The organism is Stenotrophomonas sp. STEN083 (genome assembly GCF_056759195.1).
The window spans coordinates 13,835-36,408 of record NZ_JBRRCU010000035.1 but is presented as its reverse complement, the minus strand read 5'-3'; the positions used below and the strand labels follow the sequence as shown (position 1 = coordinate 36,408).

17 protein-coding genes are annotated in these 22,574 nt (G+C 62.8%); 11 read left to right on the top strand and 6 right to left on the bottom strand.

What is annotated here, in order from left to right:
- Positions 1-38: 38 nt before the first annotated feature.
- The 6 genes from ACVOK8_RS11820 to ACVOK8_RS11795 all read left to right on the top strand — a co-directional run bounded on the left by ACVOK8_RS11820 (position 39) and on the right by ACVOK8_RS11795 (position 11,032).
- On the top strand, positions 39-2,993 hold the full coding sequence (locus ACVOK8_RS11820; protein ID WP_481566967.1) for a TonB-dependent receptor: 2,955 nt from the start codon (positions 39-41) through the stop codon (positions 2,991-2,993).
- Between the two features lie 199 nt (positions 2,994-3,192).
- Complete coding sequence (locus ACVOK8_RS11815; protein ID WP_481566978.1) at positions 3,193-4,725, top strand: glucoamylase family protein; 1,533 nt, start codon at positions 3,193-3,195, stop codon at positions 4,723-4,725.
- 10 nt (positions 4,726-4,735) lie between these two features.
- Positions 4,736-6,013: a sugar ABC transporter substrate-binding protein gene (locus ACVOK8_RS11810; protein WP_481566966.1), complete on the top strand. Its 1,278-nt coding sequence runs from the start codon at positions 4,736-4,738 to the stop codon at positions 6,011-6,013.
- Positions 6,010-6,891 carry a carbohydrate ABC transporter permease gene (locus ACVOK8_RS11805; RefSeq protein WP_481566965.1) on the top strand — a complete coding sequence of 294 codons (882 nt, stop codon included), beginning with the start codon at positions 6,010-6,012 and terminating at the stop codon, positions 6,889-6,891. The genes ACVOK8_RS11810 and ACVOK8_RS11805 overlap by 4 nt, the downstream gene beginning before the upstream one ends.
- An 11-nt stretch (positions 6,892-6,902) precedes the next feature.
- Positions 6,903-7,754 carry a carbohydrate ABC transporter permease gene (locus ACVOK8_RS11800; protein WP_481566977.1) on the top strand — a complete coding sequence of 284 codons (852 nt, stop codon included), beginning with the start codon at positions 6,903-6,905 and terminating at the stop codon, positions 7,752-7,754.
- Between the two features lie 128 nt (positions 7,755-7,882).
- Positions 7,883-11,032: a discoidin domain-containing protein gene (locus tag ACVOK8_RS11795; RefSeq protein ID WP_481566976.1), complete on the top strand. Its 3,150-nt coding sequence runs from the start codon at positions 7,883-7,885 to the stop codon at positions 11,030-11,032.
- A 335-nt stretch (positions 11,033-11,367) separates the two neighbouring features.
- Here the strand turns inward: ACVOK8_RS11795 and eda are convergent, their stop codons facing one another.
- From eda to zwf, 5 genes are all read right to left on the bottom strand, one after another.
- Positions 11,368-12,027 carry a bifunctional 4-hydroxy-2-oxoglutarate aldolase/2-dehydro-3-deoxy-phosphogluconate aldolase gene (eda, locus tag ACVOK8_RS11790; RefSeq protein ID WP_481566964.1) on the bottom strand — a complete coding sequence of 220 codons (660 nt, stop codon included), beginning with the start codon at positions 12,025-12,027 and terminating at the stop codon, positions 11,368-11,370.
- Between the two features lie 52 nt (positions 12,028-12,079).
- Positions 12,080-13,990 carry a phosphogluconate dehydratase gene (gene edd, locus ACVOK8_RS11785; protein WP_481566963.1) on the bottom strand — a complete coding sequence of 637 codons (1,911 nt, stop codon included), beginning with the start codon at positions 13,988-13,990 and terminating at the stop codon, positions 12,080-12,082.
- 141 nt (positions 13,991-14,131) lie between these two features.
- Positions 14,132-14,851: a 6-phosphogluconolactonase gene (pgl, locus tag ACVOK8_RS11780; RefSeq protein ID WP_481530661.1), complete on the bottom strand. Its 720-nt coding sequence runs from the start codon at positions 14,849-14,851 to the stop codon at positions 14,132-14,134.
- On the bottom strand, positions 14,848-15,855 hold the full coding sequence (gene glk / locus ACVOK8_RS11775; RefSeq protein WP_481566962.1) for a glucokinase: 1,008 nt from the start codon (positions 15,853-15,855) through the stop codon (positions 14,848-14,850). Before glk ends, pgl begins: the two co-directional genes overlap by 4 nt.
- The gene (gene zwf, locus ACVOK8_RS11770) at positions 15,852-17,423 is read right to left on the bottom strand and encodes a glucose-6-phosphate dehydrogenase (protein WP_481566961.1); all 1,572 of its coding nucleotides are present in this window, start codon (positions 17,421-17,423) and stop codon (positions 15,852-15,854) included. Before zwf ends, glk begins: the two co-directional genes overlap by 4 nt.
- Positions 17,424-17,608: 185 nt before the next feature.
- On the opposite strand from zwf, the gene ACVOK8_RS11765 reads away from it, so the two are divergent.
- Complete coding sequence (locus ACVOK8_RS11765; RefSeq protein WP_481566960.1) at positions 17,609-18,703, top strand: ABC transporter ATP-binding protein; 1,095 nt, start codon at positions 17,609-17,611, stop codon at positions 18,701-18,703.
- A 170-nt stretch (positions 18,704-18,873) separates the two neighbouring features.
- Here the strand turns inward: ACVOK8_RS11765 and ygfZ are convergent, their stop codons facing one another.
- On the bottom strand, positions 18,874-19,731 hold the full coding sequence (gene ygfZ / locus ACVOK8_RS11760) for a CAF17-like 4Fe-4S cluster assembly/insertion protein YgfZ (RefSeq protein ID WP_481566959.1): 858 nt from the start codon (positions 19,729-19,731) through the stop codon (positions 18,874-18,876).
- 39 nt (positions 19,732-19,770) lie between these two features.
- Between ygfZ and ACVOK8_RS11755 the strand changes: the two genes are divergently transcribed.
- From ACVOK8_RS11755 to sdhA, 4 genes are read left to right on the top strand one after another with little or no spacing between them, the layout of a single operon-like run.
- The gene (locus ACVOK8_RS11755; RefSeq protein ID WP_303746729.1) at positions 19,771-19,944 is read left to right on the top strand and encodes a DUF1674 domain-containing protein; all 174 of its coding nucleotides are present in this window, start codon (positions 19,771-19,773) and stop codon (positions 19,942-19,944) included.
- 54 nt (positions 19,945-19,998) lie between these two features.
- Positions 19,999-20,391, top strand: coding sequence for a succinate dehydrogenase, cytochrome b556 subunit (gene sdhC / locus ACVOK8_RS11750; RefSeq protein WP_282268784.1), 393 nt, complete (start codon positions 19,999-20,001; stop codon positions 20,389-20,391).
- On the top strand, positions 20,388-20,771 hold the full coding sequence (gene sdhD, locus ACVOK8_RS11745) for a succinate dehydrogenase, hydrophobic membrane anchor protein (RefSeq protein WP_282268787.1): 384 nt from the start codon (positions 20,388-20,390) through the stop codon (positions 20,769-20,771). Before sdhC ends, sdhD begins: the two co-directional genes overlap by 4 nt.
- Before the next feature lie 3 nt (positions 20,772-20,774).
- Positions 20,775-22,565 carry a succinate dehydrogenase flavoprotein subunit gene (sdhA, locus tag ACVOK8_RS11740; protein WP_481566958.1) on the top strand — a complete coding sequence of 597 codons (1,791 nt, stop codon included), beginning with the start codon at positions 20,775-20,777 and terminating at the stop codon, positions 22,563-22,565.
- Positions 22,566-22,574 lie beyond the last annotated feature (9 nt).

The following is a 22,574-nucleotide window of genomic DNA, read 5'->3' as shown; positions in this document are numbered from 1 at the left end:
CCTTGCGGCCTTTGCCGCCGCTTCGGGAGAGGTAAAGAATGAATCACAATGCTCGGAAATCCCCGGCACGCAAGCTGCTCAGCAGCGCGCTTGCCGCTTGTCTGTTGTTGGGTGCGGCGCCTGCGTTCGCGCAGAGCACCAGCGCAACCATCCGTGGCCAGGTGATGGCTGACTCGGCCCCCGCCGCGCAAGCCCAGATCACCGCTACCAATATCGCTACCGGCTTGAGCCGCAGCGTGCAGAGCACCGGTAACGGCAGCTATTCGTTGGCCGGCCTGCCGCCGGGCACCTACAAGGTGGACGTCGCTGCTGGCGGCAAGCGCAGCAGCCAGAACATAACCGTGGCCGTGGGCCAAACCGCGACCGTGAACCTGGGTGTGGGTGGTGTAGCTGAAGCCGGTGGTGGTTCGGCAACCACGCTGGATGCGGTACAAGTAACGGCGCAGGCGCCGATCGAGACCAAGACATCGGAAATCGCCACCTACATCACACCGCAGCAGATCCAGGCCTTGCCGCAGGGCACGCGCAACTTCCTGGCGTTCGCTGACACCGTGCCTGGCATGGCGTTCGAACAGAACCCAGCCAATGGCTCGACCAAGCTGCGCGGCGGTGTGCAGAGCGCCAACAACGTCAACGTCTACATCGATGGCGTGGGCCAGAAAAACTATGTCACCCAGGGCGGCATCACCGGCCAGGATGCAAGCCGTGGTAATCCGTTCCCGCAGCTGGCCATCGGCGAGTACAAGGTCATCACCTCGAACTACAAGGCCGAGTACGACCAGATCAGTTCCGCTGCGGTGACCGCGGTGACCAAGTCCGGTACCAATGAATTCAAGGGTTCGTTCTTCTGGGATTACACCAATCAGGATTGGCGCGAACCGCGTGAGAGCGAGAAGAACGGTGTCGGCAAGACCCGCTCCGGTGAGAAGCAGTATGGCGGCAGCTTCGGCGGCCCGATCGTGCAGGACAAGGCACACTTCTTCGTCACCTATGAAGCCAAGGAATACAACGCGCCACAGGACCTGAAGCCGGGCGAAGGGCGCCTGCCCAGCGATCTGCCACAGGCCTGGCGTGATCAGCTCGGTGCCACCGCAACGCCGTTCAAGGAAGATCTGTACTTCGGCAAGCTGGATTGGTCGGTGAACGACGCCAATCTGCTCGAGTTCACCTACAAGCGCCGCGAAGAAAGCGAGATCGGCAATGTCGGCGGGCAGAGCGCAAGCAGCTACGGCACCGATACCGGTGTGACCGAGGACCGCTACGACCTGCGCTGGCAGTACTCCAGCACCAACTGGCTCAGCGACTCGCACCTGACCTACGAGAAGGCCTTCTGGACTAAGGCACCGGTGAACTTCGGCAATGGTGCGGTGCTGACCGATGGCAGCGGCGATGATGGCAAGCAGATCTACCGCATCGGAGCTGGTGAAGGCGGCCTGCAGGACAAGGGGCAGAAGGGTTGGTCGTTCCAGAACGACACCACCTTCTTCGGTTGGGAAGGGCATACGCTCAAGTTCGGCGTGAAATACAAGCAGGTTGATCTCGACACCATCGAGCAGCAGCCCTACAACCCGCAGTTCTACTACGACATCAACCAGGGCGGCGTCATTCCGTACTTCGTGCGCTTCGGTAGCCCGGCTGGCGGCACTGACGGTGGCTCGGTCACTTCCAAGAACAAGCAGTTCGGCATCTACATCCAGGACGACTGGGATGTCACCGATCGCCTGACCTTGAACCTGGGCCTGCGTTGGGATTACGAGAAGACCCCGTCTTATCTGGACTTTGCCACGGCGCCGGATGTGCTGGCCTCGCTGGCCAGCCAGGACCCCAGCGCTGCGGCTGGACAGACCTATGCGCAGACGCTGGCCCTGGGCGGCATCGACGTCAATCGTTACATCAGCACCGGCAATAATCGCAAGCCGTTCAAGAACGCCATCCAGCCACGCCTTGGTTTCTCCTATGACCTGAGCGGCGATGAGCGGCTGGTGCTGTTCGGCGGTGTCGGTCGCTCCTATGACCGCAATCTGTTCGACTACCTGCAGCTGGAACGCAGCAAGGCGACCTTCCCGACCCGTCGCTTCAAGATCAACTCGCCGGGCCATGCCTGCGTGGTTGGCGGTGACTGCCTGGAGTGGAGCCCACAACTGCTTGATCGTGACTACCTGATGTCGCTGATCGATTCGACCGAAGCTGGTCGCGAAGTGTGGATGTTCGACAACAAGTTGAAGACGCCGTACTCCGACCAGTTCAGCCTGGGCATCCGCAGCAGCTTCAACTTGATTGGCCAGGATTGGAACAGCTCAGCCACCATCCAGCACACCCGTTACAAGGATGGCCTGTTGATCTCGCGCGGCAATCGCTATGCCGATGGTGGCGTTTTTGCCCCCAACGGTAGCCCATGGAACGCACCGGGCCTGCCGGGCCTTGGCTCGCTGATCGTGGCGACCAATGGCTTCGAGTCAAAGAACACCGCATTGCTGCTGAGCCTGGACAAGCCGTATACGGCAGAGAGTCCTTGGAACCTCAACGTTGCCTACACTTTGACCGATGCCAAGCAGAACATCCATGAGAAGGATCCGGTTTATGGCTGGTACTTCCAGCAGGGTGGCTGGTTCGACGGTGCCTGGGCACCGAAGCATCGCCTGGTGGTCAGCGGCTTCACCGATCTGCCGTGGGGCATGAGCGCGTCCGGCAAGCTGACCCTGGCAAGCAAGATCAAGCGCTGGGATATAGACGGAACCGACGCCTACGGCGGCTACGAGCGCCCACACAGCTGGGAAGCGAGTGGTAGTGCGTTCAAGCAGTTCGACATGTCGTTGACCAAGACCTGGGATACCGGCACCGACCTGAAGCTCAAGGTCCGTGCCGACATCATCAATGTCTTCAACTGGACCAACTGGGGCGGCTACGGCATCAACTGGAACACCGGCGTGGTCAATAGTTGGGACCAGTACGTCACCCGCACCTTCAAGCTGTCGTTTGGTCTGGACTGGTAAGCGTCACCGTCCCGGCCGGCATTTGCCCGGCCGGGACGTTTCCTATATGCAGCATACTTTAGCCACGTGAATGTGGTGCTATGTTTTCGAGATGGATGTCGCCTTGAGCAAGTCACGTACTCCGCAGTTGTTGGCCTGTGTTCTCGCCGGTATCGGGCTGGCGTTGTTGGGAGGCTGTGGCAAGGCGCCGGAGCCGCCGATGCCGAAGGTATTGCCGCAGGTGATCCTGATCGAGGCGGATCTGCCGCCGCGGCCGATGAAGCCCGAACTGCCACCGCTGTTCGACGACATCGAGCGACGCACCTTCCAGTTCTTCTGGGACACCACCAACGAGCAGAACGGGCTGACGCCGGACCGCTATCCGTCGCGGCCGTTTGCCAGCATCGCTTCGGTGGGGTTTGCGCTGACGTCCTATCCGATCGGCATCGAGAACGGCTGGGTAAGTCGCAACCAAGCGGTAGAGCGCACCCTGGTCACGTTGAAGTTCTTCCGTGACCTGCCCAGCGGTCCGCAGCGCACCGGCAAGGGTGCCTACAAGGGCTTCTACTACCACTTCCTCGACATGCAGCAGGGGCGCCGCTATGACAGCTGGGTGGAACTCTCCAGCGTAGATACCGCGCTGTTGTTGATGGGCGTGCTGTTTGCACAGAGTTATTACGACCAGGACGATCCGCGTGAAAAGGAGATCCGGCAGATTGCCGACACGATCTACAAGCGCACGGACTGGCAGTGGCTACAGCGCAACAAGCCGCTGGTATCGATGGGCTGGTTCCCGGAGAGCGGTTTCATCCAGCACGACTGGATGGGCTACAACGAAGCGATGATGCTGTACATACTGGCCCTGGGTTCGCCGACGCATCCGGTCGAGCCCGACGCGTGGACGGTGTGGACACGCACCTATGACAACGATTGGGGCGTGTACCAAGGGCAGGAATACCTGTCGTTCGGGCCCTTGTTTGGCCATCAGTACAGCCATGTCTGGATCGACTTCCGCGATATCCAGGACCCGTACATGCGCGAGCGCGGCATCGACTACTTTCTCAATAGCCGCCGCGCCACCTTGGCGCAACGCGAGTATGCGATTGAGAACCCGATGCAGTGGAAGGACTACAGCGCCAATGTCTGGGGTTTGACCGCAGGCGATGGCCCGCAGAACACCACTCAGGACTACAAGGGTGAGCAACGCCAGTTCCGCCACTACTCTGCACGTGGCGCAGGCCTGCGCGAGAACTTCGATGACGGCACCATCGTGCCTTCGGCAGCGATCTCCTCGCTGCCGTTTGCGCCGGAGGTAGTGATCCCGGCCACGGTGGAGATGCACAAGCGTTACGGCGATTACCTCTATTCGAGCTATGGCTTCCTGGATTCGTTCAACCCGAGCTTCAGCTACGACATTCCGCTCAAGACCGGGCGTTTGATTCCCGAGCGCGGCTGGGTGGCCAGCGATTACATCGCCATTGATCAGGGTCCGATCCTCGCCGGTATCGCCAACTACCGCGATGAGTTCGTGTGGGAAGTGATGAAGAAGAACCCTTATATCCGCAAGGGCTTGGAGCGGGCGGGCTTCACCGGCGGCTGGTTGGCGCCGGAAGACAGCTTCCAGCCGCTGCAGAAGGATGAACAGGCCGCTTCTGCGCGGGCAGCAGGAATTGCCGAGTCGCGCGCTTCGGCAGCGGCCGAGCAGAAGGCAGCCAGCGAGAAGCCGGCTGCGCCTGCGGCCAAGAAGCAGTGATGCGCGGCCAATGAAGCGCGCGCTGACCATGCTGTTGCTGTTGTTGCTCGCAGGCTGCGCCAAGCCGGAGCAGGGCACCACCTTGCGATTCTGGGCGATGGGCCGCGAGGCTGAGGTGGTTGGCGAGCTGGTTCGTGAGTTCGAGGCGGAAAACCCGGGCATCCGTGTGGATGTGCAGAACATTCCGTGGACGGCTGCGCACGAGAAACTGTTGACGGCGTATGCCGCCGACGGACTGCCCGATGTCTGCCAGCTCGGCAATACCTGGATTGCCGAATTCGCCACATTGCAGTCGTTGACGCCACTGCAGCCACTGGTCGATACGTCCACCGTCATCGATCAGTCCGACTACTTCGCCGGCATCTGGGACACCAATGTCGTCGATGGTCAGTTGGTTGGTATTCCGTGGTACGTGGACACGCGCCTGCTGTTCTATCGCAAGGACCTGCTGCGCCAGGCCGGCTACACGCAGCCACCGAAGACCTGGGCCGAATGGGAGCAGATGAACGCGGCGCTGAAGAAGATCATGGGCACGCGTGGTTATCCGGTGCTGATGCCCTTGAACGAGTTCGAGCCACAGCTGTCGTTCGCGCTGCAGCAGGATGATTCCCTGCTGCGCGGTGGCGATACCCGCGGCAACTTCCGCAGTCCCGGTTTCCGTCGCACGCTGGCCTTCTACGACAATATGTTCGAGCAGGGCTGGGCGCCGAAAATGTCCGAGACCCAGATCTCCAATGTCTGGGATGAATTCTTCCGCGGCTTCACCGCGTTCTACCTCTCGGGCCCATGGAATATCCGCGAGTTCCGCCAGCGTCAACCGCCCTCGCTGGAGGGCGAGTGGGGCGCAACGCCGCTGCCCGGTCCTGACGGTTTGGGCGCCGGCATTGCCGGTGGCACCAGTCTGGTGGTGTTCCGTTCTTCGCAGAAGAAAGAAGCGGCATGGAAACTGATCGAGTTCCTGTCGCGTCCTGCCATCCAGCAGCGCTTCTACAAGATCATTGGTGACCTGCCGCCGCGGCGCAGCGCCTGGCAGTCGCCGGAGTTGCATGACGATCCGTTGACGGCTGCATTTGCCGACCAGCTGGAGCGCGTCAAACCCACGCCAAAGGTGTTGGAGTGGGAGCGCATCGCCCAGCAGATGCGGGTGGTGACCGAGCAGGTGGTGCGCGGCGGCTTGCCGCAGGACAAGGCGGTCGAACAGTTGGATCAGCAGGTGGATGACATCCTTGCCAAGCGCCGTTGGATCGCCGAGCAGCAGGCTGACGCAGCTGCGAAGGCGGCGCCATGAAGCGCGGCTCGCTGGCTGGCTGGATCTTCGCCGCACCAGCACTGATCGTGATCGGAGTGTTCTTTGGCTTGCCGGTGTTGTCGGCGCTGGCCTTGAGCCTGACCGACTTCGATCTTTATGCCTTGGCTGACCCGCACAACCTGCGCTTCGCCGGCCTTGGTAATTACATCGACCTGCTGCAGACGCCGATGTTCTGGAAGTCGCTGGGCAATACCGCGTACTTCGTGGTGGCCGGCGTGCCCTTGTCGATAGGTGTTTCGTTGGGTGCGGCGCTGTTGCTCAACGCACCGGCCTCACGCTTCAAGGCGCTGTTCCGCACTGCTTTGTTCGCACCAGTGGTGACCACGCTGGTGGCGGTGGCGGTGATCTGGCGCTATCTGTTCCACACCCGCTATGGGCTGGTGAACTGGGGGCTGGGGCAGGTCGGCATCAATCCGATTGACTGGCTCGGCGACCCGAACTGGGCGATGCCGACCATCATCGGTTTCGCGGTATGGAAGAACTTCGGCTACAACATGGTGATCTTCCTGGCCGGTCTGCAGGCGATTCCCAAGGACTTGTACGAGGCGGCGCGCATTGACGGCGCTTCGCGCTGGCAGCAGTTCCTGCATATCACCTTGCCGATGCTGGGGCCGGTGCTGCTGGTCGTTGGCGTGATCACCGTTTCCGGTTACTTCCAGTTGTTTGCCGAGCCCTATGTGATGACCCGTGGCGATCCGCTGCAAAGTACCGTGAGCGTGCTGTACTTCATGTTCGAGGAAGGCTTCAAGTGGTGGAACCTGGGGCGCGCCTCGGCCGTGGCCTTCCTGTTGTTCCTGATCATCCTGGCGGTGACTACGCTGATGTTGCGCTTCGGCAAGCGCAGGGAGCTGGTATGAGCGAGGCCGGTATGAGTCGCGTTGGTGCCGGGCGAGAGATTGGTCAGTCACGTTGGCATGCGTGGTGGGTGAATGGTGGGCTGTTATTGTTGGCGGTGATCAGCCTGGCGCCGTTGGCGTGGATGCTGTCGGTGTCGTTCATGCCGAGCGGGCAGGCATCGCAGTTCCCCCCGCCGTTGCTGCCAGCGCACACCACACTGGCCAACTACCAGGCTTTGTTTGCCCGCACCGGTATGGGCAACAACTTCGTCAACAGCTTGCTGGTGTCGGTTGCGATCACTTTGGGCTCGCTGCTGTTCAACACCTTGGCCGGGTATGCCTTTGCCAAACTGCGTTTTGCTGGCCGCGAGCGGCTGTTCCAGATGCTGCTGGCCGCGCTGGTCATTCCGGCGCAGGTAGCGATGCTGCCGCTGTTCCTGCTGATGAAGCAGATGGGATTGGTGAATACTTTCGGCGGTGTTGTGATTCCGGCCCTAGCCAGCGTGTTCGGCATTTTTCTGGTGCGTCAGTACGCGCGTTCGATTCCCGATGAGCTGCTGGAGGCGGCGCGTATCGATGGTGCCAGCGAGGCGCGGATCTTCTTCCAGATCGTGTTGCCGATGCTCAAGCCGGTGCTGGTGACCTTGGCGATCTTCACCTTCATGGGTGCATGGAACGATTTCATGTGGCCGTTGATCGTGCTGACCGACCAGGAGCACTACACCTTGCCGGTGGCACTGGCCAGTTTGTCGCGCGAGCACATCATGGATGTGGAGATGATGATGGCTGGTGCGGTGGTGACCGTGCTTCCTGTGTTGTTGTTGTTCCTGGTGTTGCAGCGCTACTACATCCAGGGCCTGCTGCTGGGCAGCGTCAAGGGCTGATTCGCCGTGATCCGCAAGCGGGCTGCGGTGCTGCACTTCCATACGAAACATACCGCCGCGGATGGCGGTGATCTTTGCGAAAATCCAGCAGGTTTTGCTGGTGGTAAATCGGGACTTTACTGATGAATATGCGTTTTGTTATCGGTCTGCTGAGCTTGTTGCTGGCGTGGGTGCAACCGGCCGGAGCGGCCGTGCTCGCCAAGTTCGACGACATTGGCGCGTGGCAGCTGATCACCTCGCCGCAGGTCAGCGGTTCGCTGCGTCCGGTAGCCGGCAACAGCGGGCGCGCATTGTGTCTGGACTACGACTTCCATGAGGTATCCGGCTATGTCGGCATTCGCCGTCCGCTGGATGTGACCTGGCCTGAGAACTACCAGCTTTCCTTCGACCTGCGCGGTGATTCGCCGGCCAACGACTTGCAGTTCAAACTGGTCGATGCCAGTGGCGACAATGTCTGGTGGGTCAATCGTCCGGGTTTCAGTTTTCCGAAGAACTGGACCCGCATCAGCTACCGCAAGCGGCATATCGAAAAAGCCTGGGGTCCGGACCAGGACAAGACACTGCGTCGTAGTGCGGCAGTGGAGTTCACCATTTACAGCAAGGTCGGTGGCCGCGGTACGGTCTGCTTCGATCAGCTGACCCTGCAGCCCCTGCCAAAGGAAGACAACTCGGCATTGACCACTACGGTGATCGCCGATACAGCGACCGCCTTGCAGCAGCGCATCGCCGACGGCAAGCCGGATACCTTGTGGATCAGCGGCGGGATCAAGCAGCAGACGGTCAGCCTGGATCTGGGCAAGGTGCGTGAGTTCGGCGGCGCGGTTGTGCAATGGGCGCCCGGGCTGGAGGCAAGTCGGTACGTGGTGCGTGGATCCGCCGATGGGCGTGACTGGAAGACGCTGCGTGAAGTCACCAGTGGCAGCGGCGGCAAGGATTGGTTGGCATTGCCGGAAACCGAGGCGCGTTACCTGCGCTTCGATCTGGTCGACGGGCCCAACTGGCGCTATGGAATCCGTGATATCAGCCTCAAGCCCTTGTCGTTTGCCAATACCCCGAATGATTTCATCCGTTCTGTCGCTGCCGATCTGCCGCGCGGCTCCTTGCCGCGTGGCTTCAGTGGCGAGCAACCTTACTGGACCATCCTCGGTCTGGACGGTGGCCGCGAGCAGGCCCTGATCAGCGAGGACGGCGCACTGGAAGCGATGAAGGGTGGCTTCAGTATCGAGCCGTTTGTGGTGCTCGATGGCAAGGTGCTTGGTTGGGCCGAGGTGAAGTCCAGCCAGAGTTTGCAGGACGGTTATCTGCCGATGCCGTCGGTGGCTTGGCAGCACGATCAGTTGGGTTTGAACGTGAGCGGTTTCGTGCAGGGCCGGCCCGAGCAGGCTCAACTGGTGGCGCGCTACGAGCTGCGCAATACCGACAAGGTCGCGCACGAGTATCGTCTGGCGCTTGCGGTGCGGCCGTTCCAGGTCAATCCGCCCAGCCAGTTCCTCAACACCGTCGGCGGCGTCAGTCGCATCGACAATCTGGCCGTGCAGGGCGCGCAGATCAGCGTCAATGGCAAGCCGCGGGTCTATGCCACCTCAGCGGCTGATGCCAGTTTCGCCAGCAGCTTCGACAGCAAGCTGGATGTGACCCATCTGGCTGACAAGGACTTGCCGACCACGCAGGAGGTGCGCGACGCCACCGGCTTGGCTTCGGGCGCTTTGGTCTACAACTGGAAACTGGAGCCGGGCCAACGCCGCGAAGTAGTGCTGGTGCTGCCGCAGACCGGCAACTGGCAGATGCCGGCCAAGTTCGATGCGGACAAAGCGCAGCAACAGGTCGCGACGATGTGGCGGCAAAAGCTCGATCAGCTCAAGCTGCGCGTGCCTGAGGCTGGCCAGCCGCTGGCCAATACGCTGCGCACCGCGCTCGCACATATGCTGATCTCGCGGGTTGGGCCGAGCCTGCAGCCGGGCACGCGTTCCTATGCACGCAGTTGGATCCGTGACGGCGCAATGATCTCGGAGGGCTTGTTGCGGATGGGGCGCGCCGATGCAGTGCGCCAGTACGTTGACTGGTATGCGCCGTATCAGTTTGAAAGCGGTATGGTGCCGTGCTGCGTGGATGCACGTGGCAGCGATCCGGTGCCGGAGAACGACAGCCACGGCGAACTGATCTACACCATCGCCGAGTACTGGCGACATACCGGTGACGCTGCTTTCCTGCAGCAGATGTGGCCGCATGTGCAATCGGCATGGAACTACATGGAGCAGCTGCGGCTGAGCGAGCGCACCGAGGAGAACCGTGCGCGCAACGCCGGCTTCTACGGCATGATGCCGGCATCAATCAGTCACGAAGGTTATTCGGCCAAGCCGGTGCATTCGTACTGGGACAACTTCTGGGCCCTGCGCGGCTACAAGGACGCAGCCGATATGGCGACAGCCTTGGGCTTGGAAACCGAAGCGCTGACCATGGCCGCGTCGCGCGATCAGTTCCGCCAGGATCTGGACGAATCGCTGCGCGCGGCAATGGCGACGCACAAGATCGACTATCTGCCCGGCTCGGTGGAATTGGGTGACTTCGATGCCACCTCGACCACGATTGCCCTTGCGCCGGGAGGCGAGCAGGGCAGGTTGCCGCAGCCTGCCTTGGACAATACCTTCGAGCGCTATTGGCAGCACTTCGTCGAGCGGCGTGATGGCAAGCGCCAATGGAAGGACTACACGCCATACGAGTGGCGCAACGTAAGCGCTTTTGTGCGTCTGGGTTGGCGCGCGCGGGCCTGGGAAGCCACCGAGTTCTTCTTCAAGGACCGTGCGCCGCCGGCATGGAATCAATGGGCCGAAGTGGTGTCCTCGACGCCGCGACAGCCGTTTTTTGTCGGCGACCTACCGCATGCCTGGGTGGCGTCGGATTTCGTTCGCTCGGCCTTGGACATGTTCGCCTATGAGCGTGATGTCGACGGCCCGATCGTGTTGGCTGCGGGTGTGCCCAGTGCCTGGCTGACCGGTAAGGGCATCGCCATCGACGACTTGAATACCTCGCACGGCATGTTGAGCTACACGCTGCAGCGCAGTGATAAGCAGCTGACCTTGCAGGTGTTGGAAGGGCTGCGTTTGCCTGCGGCGGGGTTGTTGCTGCAATGGCCTTATGAAGGCACGCCGGGTGGAGCGACGATCAATGGCGAACCGGCACAGTGGCTAGGCAATGAGCTGTATATCGGCAGCCTGCCGGCCAAGGTCGAGATCGAGATTCCTGCCGAGCTACGCCGCAATGAGCGCAGCAAGCGCTGAGCGATAAAAACTGCGCCTCGAATACCGAGGCGCAGGCCAGTCGACGAGAGGGAGAGGAAGAACTTCCGTCGGATCTGAGAAAAAGAGACCACCATGCTCCCGTTGGCTTGCGGCCAACGGTTGGGAGCAAAGAAGTAGTGCCGAGCCATGCTCGGCAGGGGCATTCAGTGGGATTGCTTGTAGGAGCGGCGTGAGCCGCGAAGCTTATGCTGCGTGCAGATCATTCGTAGAACGGCACCCGCTTCCTGGTCGGAACCTTGGGAAGTGGATGCAGGTAATTTCGATGCTGTCGGCTTCGCGGCTTACGCCGCTCCTACAAAAGAAGCTGCCTTCCGTCAGCCAGCACGGGCCTGCTTGACGATGGCAGCGGCAGCGGCGGCGGACTTCTTCACTTCATCCCATTGGCCGTTGCGGATCCAGCTGTCCTGAACCATCCACGAGCCGCCGATGCAGACCACGTTCTTCTGCGACAGGTACTCGCCTGCAGTTGCTTCGGTGATGCCGCCGGTCGGGCACAGCTTGAGTTCCGGAATCGGGCCTGCAACGCCCTTGATCATCGCCAGGCCGCCAACGGCGGTGGCCGGGAACAACTTGCAGATGCGGAAGCCGCGCGCAACCAGTTCCAGCAGTTCGGTCGGTGAAGCGGCACCCGGAACCACCGGCAGCGGCGCGGCGGCCAGGGCATCGGCCATATGCGCAGGCGTACCCGGGGTGACAATGAAGTCGGCACCTGCATCGATCGAGCGCTGCATCTGCTCGACGGTCAGTACGGTGCCGGCACCGACCACCACATCCGGCAGCTCGCGCTTGAGCATGGCCAGCGCTTCCATTGCCACCGGCGTGCGCAGGGTCAGTTCAATAGCGGGCAGGCCACCTTCGAGCAGGGCGGCGCTGACGGCGCGCGCCTGATCGAGGGTGTGTACGGTAACGACCGGCAGGATGCCAGCGGCGCTCAGCAGCTGCTCGGCGCGGTCCTGATATTGGGCAATGCTCATGGTGTCCTCATTGATAACGTGTTCGCGAAGCTCTAATCCAGACCCGCGAATCTCAGGCGTCGTTGGCTTCGTGCGGGGCGGCGGCAGCGGCGTGGTCGTGGCCGAGTTCGTATTCGGCGTCGTAGTCCCACAGGCTGCCGTCCGGACGGGCCGGGCCACAGGAAATCGAGATCGCGCCCTGATCAGCCGGGCCAACAATGCGGCGATTCATCGCGAACAGGTTGCGGCCCATGTCCGAGCCTGCCGGTGCGGTGTTGGCGGCAATGCCGCGTGCGGCCCACTCGGCGGCATCGACCAGAACTTCCAGGGTGCCGGCTTCACCGTCCAGGCGAATGATGTCGCCCTCGCGGATGCGTGCGATGGGGCCGCCGCGTGCTGCCTCCGGAGTGACGTGGATGGCGGCCGGGATCTTGCCGGAGGCGCCGGACAAACGGCCATCGGTGACCAGCGCCACGCGCCTGCCCTGGTTCTGCAACAGGCCCAGCAGCGGTGCCAGCGAATGCAGTTCCGGCATGCCGTTGGAGCGCGGGCCCTGATAGCGGACCACGGCGACGAAGTCCTGCGGCAGGACGCCAGCGGCATGCAGTTTGTTGAGGATCTGCGGTGCGTCCACGACCACGGCCGGTGCTTCGATGGTGCGGTATTGCGGCTTTACTGCCGACAGCTTGATCAACGAGCGGCCGATATTGCCGCGCAGCAGGCGCAGGCCGCCCTGGGCCTCGAACGGATTGGAGGCAGGACGCACTACTTCTTCGTCACCGCTGCGTTCAGCGGCGGGCACATAGCTGACCTTACCGTCAGTGAGGCGCGGTTCCTGCGCGAAGGCGCGCATGCCACCCTCGGCAATCGTGGTCGCATCGGCATGCATCAGGCCGGCGTCCATCAGCTCGCGGAATACGAAGCCCGGGCCGCCGGCCGCCGCAAAGCGGTTCACGTCGGCTTCGCCGTTGGGGTAGACGCGGGCCAGCAGCGGCACGATCTGCGACAGCTCATCCATGTCGTCCCAGGTCAACACGATGCCGGCGGCACGCGCGACTGCGATCCAGTGGATGGTGTGGTTGGTGGAGCCGCCAGTGGCCATCAGTGCGACCACGGCGTTGACGATGGCGCGCTCGTCGATCACGCGGCCGAACGGTCGGAAGTCATTGCCCAGTGCGCTGATTTCCAACGCGCGCGCAGTGGCGGCGCGGGTAAGGGCATCTCGCAGCGGCAGCTCCGGGTTGACGAACGAGGCGCCAGGCAGCTGCACGCCCATTGCTTCGAGCAATACCTGGTTGGAATTGGCGGTGCCGTAGAAGGTGCAGGTGCCCGGGCCGTGGTACGAGGCCGACTCGGCTTCCAACAGTTCTTCGCGGCTGGCTTCGCCGGCGGCATAGCGCTCGCGTACTTCGGCCTTCTTTTTGTTCGGAATGCCCGGGGTCATCGGCCCGGCCGGTACGAATACCGCCGGCAGGTGGCCAAAGGCGAGGGCGCCGATGAGCAGGCCCGGCACGATCTTGTCGCATACGCCCAGATAGATGGTTGCGTCGAACATGTCATGGCTGAGGCCAATCGCCGTTGCCTGGGCAATCACGTCGCGCGAGAACAGCGACAGCTCCATGCCGCCACGGCCCTGGGTAACGCCGTCGCACATCGCAGGCACGGCACCGGCTACCTGCGCGGTCGCGCCCAGCTCGCGGGCAGCGTCGCGGATCAGCTCCGGGTAGTTCTCGAACGGCTGGTGCGCCGACAGCATGTCGTTGTACGAAGTGATGATGCCCAGGTTGGGCGTCACGTCGCCGCGCAGACGGTCCTTGTCGGTTGGCCCGCAAGCTGCATAGGCATGGGCCAGGTTGCCGCAGCTCAGACGTGAGCGGAACGGGCCTTCGCGCAGTGCGGCGTCAATCCCGGCCAGATAAGCCGCGCGCGACGGGGCGCTGCGCTGGCGGATGCGATCGGTGATGGCTTGGATTTTCGGATGCATGGCTCTATGGCTGGAATGAGGAGGAGGGTGCAGCAAGGAGAGCGGTGGACTTCGGGTTCTGGTGCTTCGAAACGTTCCGCCGGCAGCTCATGCGAGCGGCGGGCGAGGTCCATTCCGTGTTCCCGATGCGCGACTCCCCGCTCAAGGGCACCAATGCACGCGCAGCTTGTTGCCGGGCGCATTGATCGCAGCAAGGATCGGGTAGGTATGCACGTCGCCGGATGCAAGTGCGGCTTCGAGCACCTCCAGCTTCTGCTTGCCGCGCAGCAGCAGCAGGCGCTGGTTGGCCAGTGCCAGTCCATGCGGGGTCAAGGTGATGCGCAAGGACCAGTGCTTGGCGACCGGGCAGCCGGTGGCATCCAATGCTGCATAAGGGTGCTTGCTCTGCAGCACCTGCGGCAGGTCGGGAGAGCCGGGGAACAGCGAGGCGGTATGGCCATCATTGCCCATCCCCAGCACCACCAGACAGGCCGGCTGCGAATGGGTGGCAAGCAGGTTGGCGGTGTGCACGCATTCGGCGATGGGCAGGCCAACGCGTACCAACGGATCAAAATGCGCACCCTCGGCATGGCGCAGGAAGCTGTCGCGTACCAGCCACGCATTGCTGTCCTTGTCCTGCGGCGAGAGCCAGCGTTCGTCGGCCAGGCCAACCTCAACCCGCGCCCACTCCAGACCCTGGTCAGACAATAGTTCGTAGATGGGGGCCGGCGTCGTACCGCCGGACAGCAGCATGCGGGCGCGTCCGCGCTGCTCGATTTCCGCGCTCAGCAGCGCTGCCATTTCCTTGGCGACACCTTCGGTCCAGGCCTCTTCGTCAGCATGGCGGACAAGTGTGATGCGGTCGGAAACAGCGGCGTTCATGCGGTCACTCCAGAATTGGCGCGCTGCATGTCCAGCGCATAAGCAGTGGCACCCAGCAGGCCGGGGCAGGGATGGGTGATGGCCATTGAAGGGATCTGCGACATCGTCGCGGAGAAGCGTCCCTTGCTTTCAAATCGTTGGCGGAAGCCGGAATGCTGCAGCTGCTGCAGCAGGCGCGGTACCAGGCCGCCGGTCAGGAACACGCCGTCCCAAGCGCCCTGCACCAGTACTGCGTCACCGGCGACGGCGCCGAAGATTTCCAGGAATACTTCAACTGCACGGCTGGCCAGTGCATCACCTTCGGCAGCACGGGCGCTGACCTCGGCCGGTTGCAGCAGGCCCGGATCGGTACCGGCAATCTCACAGATGGCACGATGGATGTTGACAAGGCCGGGGCCGCAGACCAGACGTTCGTTGGAAACCCGGCCAAACTGCGCCGAAAGGATTTCCAGGATGCGGATCTGTTCGGGTGAGTTCGGTGCAAAGCTGGCATGGCCGCCCTCGGTGGCCAGTGGGTAGTTGCGGCCATCGCGCACCACCAGTCCGCCAACGCCCAGGCCGGTGCCGGGGCCGAGCACGCAGTAGTTGCGCGATTCGCCCTCGGCTGCGGGTTGCCAGCCGGCGCCGCCGACCTGCACGACATCGTCGACGCCGAGCAGGGCAATGGACATTGCCTGGGCGACGAAGTCGTTGATCAGATGCAGCTGCTCGAAGCCGAGCTGTTCGGCGGTGCGCGAACGCGAGATCACCCACGGGTGATTGGTGATGCGTGCTTCGTCACCATCGACCCGGCCAGCTACCGCGAACACGCCGCTGCTGGCACTCGCACCACGTTGCTGCAGGTAGTGCGCGGCGGCATCGGCCAGCGACGCGAACTGCGCCACCGGGTATTCGTCGATGCTGCCCTGATCCAGTGGGATGGCAGCGGAGCGGTCGGCCAGCGCGAAGCGCGCGTTGGTGCCACCAATGTCCGCTACCAGTACCAGGTCGGTGCTGGGGCTCACAGCCCCTGCTCCGGGCCTGCTTCGGCGGCTATGGATTCGGGCAGGAAGTCCTGTGCCAACTGCGGGCCCCAACCACCGGCCGGGTAGGGTTCCATCGGCAGGTCGGCGGCCTTCCAAGCATCGCTGATGCTGTCGATCCAGGCCCAGGCGGCGCGCACTTCGTCATCGCGCACGAACAGTGCGTGGTTGCCGTTGAACGCGTCCAGGAACAGACGTTCGTAGGCGATGCGACGGTGCAGGCCGGTGGGAACCGACAGTTCCAGCTCCAGCGGCTGCAGTTCCAGCGCGCCCCATTCCGGACCGGCCAGCGAGCTCATCAAGCCGAGCTGGATGTTCTCCTGCGGCTGCAGCTGGAAGGTCAGGCGGTTGGGGGTAGCGCTCTTGCGGTCGGGGCGCTCGAACAGCCAATGCGTCACCGGCTTGAGGTTGACCTCGATGCGGGTGGTGCGCTCGGGCAGGCGCTTGCCGGTAACCAGATGGAATGGCACGCCGGCCCAGCGCCAGTTGTCGATATGCGCGGTGACGCCGACAAAGGTTTCGGCCTCGCTGCCTTCCGGCGGTTGGTAGGCCTGCGCCGGCTGGCCATTGATGGTGCCGGCGGTGTAACGGCCGCGCACACTGTCCTTGGCCGCGTGCTTGGCGTCGAGTGGACGCAGGGCGCGCAGCACCTTGACCTTCTCGTCGCGGATGCGGTCGGCTTCCATCGATGCCGGCGGTTCCATTGCCACCAGGCACAGCAGCTGCAGGATATGGCTCTGGACCATGTCGCGCAGGGCGCCGGAGCGTGAGTAATAAGAGTCACGGCCATCCACGCCGTCGCTTTCGGCAACCAGGATGTGCACCGAGGCGATGTAGTTACGGTTCCACACCGCTTCCAGCAAGGTGTTGCCGAAGCGCAGCGCCATCAGGTTCTGCACCGCTGCCTTGCCCAGGTAATGGTCCAGGCGGAACACGCGGTCTTCGTCGATCAGCTTGCCGATCGACTGCAGGATCTCCTCGGCGCTGTCGCTGTCCGAGCCGATCGGCTTCTCCAGCATCAGGCGGTTCGGTGCAGCCAGGGCGCCGCCCAATGCCAGGCCTTCGCAGGTGGAGATGTACAGGCCTGGCGGGATCGCCAGATAGCTGACGCACTTGCGGTGCACCAGATCCTTGACCGCCTCGGCGACCGACTCTGCATTGCGCAGGTCCACCGAGCGGTAGTCGATGCGGCTGAGCAGGTTGCTGATGTCCTCCTGGCTGGCATGCGGCATGGCTGCTTCCAGACGCGGACGCAGGATGTCGCGGAATTTCTCGGTGTCATGCGGTGACAAGGCCAGCGCACGCACACGGAAATCTTCAGGAAGTAGGCCGTCGCCGAGCAGGCGTAGCAGGGACGGGAACAGATAACGCTGGGCCAGATCGCCTGTGGCACCGAACAGGAAGAGGGTGTCGTGCATTGCACGAGTTTCGGGTGCGGATGACATCGTTGTCAATTGTTCGTCTTCAAGGCCTGCGCCGTGGTTGGGACGTCCGCGTCCATCGGCGCGAGGGGGCGGGCGTGGGCAACCTGGGCTTGTGCAATGCAGCATGCCGCGAGGGCGGAAGCAGGTCCGTGCAGCGGAGCGCAGGTGCCATGTAAGGGCGACTGCGATGGTGCCATATGAATATGCTTACCGTGCACAATGTTTCGGATGTATACGATTGCAGGAAACTGTTCTCTTGCTGTAACGCAAGTGTTCCGCTGCTCCAGGTTTCGACTCGCAACGAGGTAATGATGGCCAAGGTTCAATTCGACGGTGTGCGCAAGGTGTATGACAACGGTCAGGTCGCCGTGGCCGGGGCCAGTTTCGATATTGCCGATGGCGAGTTGATGGTGTTGGTGGGGCCGTCGGGTTGTGGCAAGTCCACACTGCTGCGAATGGTGGCCGGGCTTGAGGAGATCAGCGCTGGCAGCCTGCGTATCGACGAACGGGTGGTCAATGACGTTGCGCCGAAAGATCGGGATATCGCCATGGTGTTCCAGAACTACGCGCTCTACCCGCATATGACTGTGGCTGAGAATCTGGGCTTTGGCCTGAAGCTGCGCGGGCATGACAAGGCCGAAGTGCAGCGTCGCGTGCGGGAGGCGGCTGACTCATTGGGTCTGACCACGATGCTGGACAAGTTGCCGCGTGCGATGTCGGGCGGTCAGCGGCAACGCGTGGCGCTGGGGCGTGCGCTGGTACGCGAGCCGGCGGTGTTCCTGCTGGATGAGCCGCTGTCCAATCTGGATGCAAAGCTGCGTCATTCGGTGCGTACCGAGATCGCGCAGCTGCATCGCAAGCTGGGCACGACGATGATCTACGTCACCCATGACCAGGTCGAGGCGATGACGCTGGGGCAGCGCATCGTTGTGCTCAACGAAGGCGTCATCCAGCAGATCGATACGCCGATGGCCTTGTATGACAGGCCGGTCAATCTGTTTGTTGCGGGTTTTCTTGGCAGTCCGGCGATGAATATGTTGCGTGGGCAACTGCAGCGTGATGAAGCAGGTTCGGCGGTGCTGCAGCTGGACGAGGGCGCTGAAGTGGCGCTCGGCGCTGTGTCGCTAGGTGCTGAGTGGTTTGGCAAGCCGCTGGTGGTTGGCGCGCGCCCTGAGCATCTACAGCCGGGCAGCGGCGCGGCAGCGTTCAATGCACGCATTGAGGGCTTGGAGCCGGTAGGCAACGAGATTTTCGTCAATCTACGCTATGGCGAGCAGGCGCTGATCATGCGGGTGCCGCCGCAGCAGCTGCCGCAGGTTGGGCAGGAGATTGCAGTTGAAGTGAATGCAGCGAAGCTGCACTTTTTCGAAGCGGCCAATGGCAGTCGCATCGAAACCGGAGCCTGACCGGTAGTGCCGAGCCATGCTCGGCAGAAGGTCTGCCGACAACGCTCCTTGCCGAGCATGGCTCGGCACTACCGCTCTAGCCCCTCTCCCGTTCACGGGAGAGGGGTTGGGGTGAGGGCAGCTTTTCGCTGGTAACGCCCCTTGCCGAGCATGGCTCGGCACTACAGGTTCTAGCGGGCCAAGCCTTCCAGCAGCGGCTGGATGCTGGCGGTCTCGCCATTTACCTTGAGCGGACCTTCCGGCAACTCAAGTGGCAGCACTGCAAGCGCCAATGCGCCTGCCACACAGGCGATGCTGCCGATGTTGCTGTCGCCGTGCTGGACCGCGTCAGCGGAATTTGCGAGTGATGCGCATTCCAATAGCGCCAGCGAGCGCTTGGCCTTGCCCAGGAAGTGGGTACGGGCAACGATTTCCTGGCCCGGATAGCAACCCTTCTTGACGCTGTAGGCGTTCAAGCGATCCAGTCCGAGCTGCTGCGGCGTCCATTGCTCGCGCTGTGCGTCTTCAAGCCGGGGCAGGCCGAAACGAAGGTCGGATTGACGCCATGCCAATTCAGCGCTGTCGTCGATGGCAGCGGCCACATCGCGGATCTGCAGCGTGCGCGGCACCGTTGCGCTGCCCGCATCCAGTTCGATGACGCCGTTGGCGAGCTGCGCTATTTGCGCGCCACGCGCCTGGCTGGGCGTTTCCAGCGCGGCATTCACTGCCAGCACGCTGGCATGGCTGATGACGACCTTGCGGCGGAATACAAAGCGGCGCAGTTGTTCGGCCATGGCCTCGGCACCGCCGTCGTGGCAGATCAGCAGCAGGGTCTGCGCGTCTACCCGTACCAGCTGAAAGATAGACAGCACGCGGCCTTTGGCGGTCAGCCAGGCGCTCCATTGCCAATGACCGTCGGCCAGCGAGGGCACGTCATTGGCGAACTGGGCTTGGGCGAAAGCGACCGCATCAGCTCCCGCAAGGCTCACGATCTGAGCCTTGGAAAGTGTGCGGAAACCGGTGAAAGCAGGGGCGAGGTTGTCAGACACGTGACTGAGGACTAAAATTTGTGCGTTGCGAGACCACCAATGATAGGCCAAACAACCCCCACTCCCGAGCCCGAAGCTGAAGCCCCGTTGGGCCCCGAGAAGCAGCCGCTTCCCGAGGTCACGCCGGTGCCTCAGGAAATAGGCGGCCGCGGCGGACTTGATCCGGTGCGGTATGGCGATTGGGAGAAAAACGGGCGCTGCATAGATTTCTGAGCAGCGTTGAGCCAACGCGGCATTGAGCCGCCCAGCCGAGATACGAGTCAGCGAATGGCGAACAGACCCCGCCCCCTCTCTCCGCACCTGCAGGTGTATCGCTGGCAGATCCAGATGGCCACCTCGATCCTGCATCGAGTAACCGGCATCATTCTGACTGTCGGTTCCCTGATCATTGCGGGCGGCTTGTTCGCCCTGATGATGGGGCCTGAGTCCTGGAACTGCTTCACCACCCACGCCAGCGCTTGGTACGGCAAGGTGATCCTGTTCGGTTGGACCTGGTGCTTCGCCTACCACCTGTGCAATGGCATCCGCCATATCGTGCAGGACTTCGCCATCGGCTACGCCAAGGCTACCTTCATCCGCAGCAGCTGGGTGTCGGTGATTGCCTCGCTGGTGCTGACCGCGCTGATCTGGGCTTACGTCTGCATGGGAGCTGCCGCATGAGCAAGTACCGCACCCCGTTGAAGAATGCGCGTGGCCTTGGCAGCGCCAAGTCCGGTACCGAGCACTTCGTCCACCAGCGCCTGACCGCAACCGCCCTGGTCGCACTGACCATCTGGTTCCTGTGCCTGGTGCTGAGCCTGATGGGCGCCGATTACGTCACCGCTGTGGAAACCATTGCCAAGCCGTGGAACGCGATCCTGCTGGGTGGCTTCCTGGTCGCCATGTTCTGGCACGCCCAGCTTGGCCTGCAGGTAGTCCTGGAGGACTACATCCACAACTCGCTGATGGCCCTGGCCCTGCAGACCACGGTCAAGTTCGTCGCCGTGCTCGGCGCCATCGTCAGCATCTTTGCGGTTGCCCGCATCGCGTTTGGGAACTGATACATGTCCGCTTACAACATCACTGAACACAAGGTCGATATGGTCGTCGTCGGCGCCGGTGGCGCTGGCCTGCGTGCAACGTTTGGTCTGGCCCAGAAGGGCCTGCAGACGGTCTGCATCACCAAGGTCTTCCCGACCCGCTCGCACACCGTGGCAGCGCAGGGCGGCATTTCCGCCGCGCTCGGCAACATGGGTGAGGACGACTGGCGCTACCACTTCTTCGACACCATCAAGGGTTCGGATTGGCTGGGCGACCAGGACGCCATCGAGTACATGTGCCGTGAAGCCATCCCGGCCATCATCGAGCTGGAGCACTACGGCGTTCCGTTCTCGCGTACCGAAGAAGGCAAGATCTACCAGCGTCCGTTCGGTGGCATGACCACCAAGTACGGTGAAGGCCCGTCCGCGCAGCGTACCTGCGCCGCCGCCGACCGTACCGGCCACGCCATCCTGCACACCTTGTACCAGCAGTCGCTGGCGCACGATGCGCAGTTCATGATCGAGTACTTCGCACTCGACCTGATTTTCGACGACGAAGGCGTCTGCCGCGGCGTGCTCGCCCTGGACATGGCCGAAGGCACCCTGCACCTGTTCCGTTCGCAGGGCGTGGTGCTGGCAACCGGCGGCTACGGCCGTGCCTACTTCAGCGCCACCTCGGCGCACACCTGTACCGGTGACGGCGGTGGTCTGGTGGCCCGTGCCGGCCTGCCGCTGCAGGACATGGAGTTCGTGCAGTTCCACCCGACCGGCATCTATGGCGCCGGCTGCCTGATCACCGAAGGTGTGCGAGGCGAGGGCGGTATTCTGCGCAACAGCAATGGCGAGCGCTTCATGGAGCGCTACGCACCGCATTACAAGGATCTGGCATCGCGTGACGTGGTGTCGCGTTCGATGACCATCGAAATCCGCGAAGGCCGCGGCGTCGGCGAGCACAAGGATCACATCCTGCTCGACCTGACCCATCTTGGCCCGGGCGTGATCGACGACAAGCTGCCGGGTATCGCCGAAAGCGCACGCATCTTTGCGGGCGTGGACGTGCACAAGCAGCCGATCCCGGTCATCCCGACCGTCCACTACAACATGGGCGGCATCCCGACCAACTACCACGGTGAAGTGGTGCGCAAGGTCGGCGACAACCCCGATGCAGTGGTGCCGGGCCTGTACGCCATCGGCGAAGCGGCCTGCGTGTCCGTGCACGGTGCCAACCGTCTGGGCTCGAACTCGCTGCTCGACCTGGTGGTGTTCGGCCGCGCCGTGGCCAACCGCTGCGCCGAGACGATCAAGCCGGGCGCTGCCCACAAGACCCTGCCGTCGGACGCCTGCGACAAGGCCCTGGGCCTGCTCGACAAGCTGCGTCACGCCAATGGCGATACGCCGACCTCGGTCATCCGCGACAACATGCAGCGCACCATGCAGAACGATGCAGCGGTGTTCCGCACCAGCAAGACGCTGGAAGAGGGCTGCCAGAAGATGGCGGAAGTGTTCGATTCGTTCCAGGACGTCAAGGTTTCCGACCGTTCGCTGGTCTGGAACTCGGACCTGATCGAAACCTACGAGCTGAACAACCTGCTGCTCAACGCAGTGGCGACCATCAACTCGGCCGAGCAGCGCAAGGAAAGCCGTGGCGCCCACGCGCACGAAGATTACCCGGACCGCGACGACGTCAACTGGCAGAAGCACACGCTGGTCACTGTCGACGACAAGGGCAAGTGCAGCTTCGATTACCGCCCGGTGCACATGTACACGCTCAGCGATGACGTGTCCGTGGTGCCGCCGAAGCCGCGCGTCTACTGATCCGGGAAC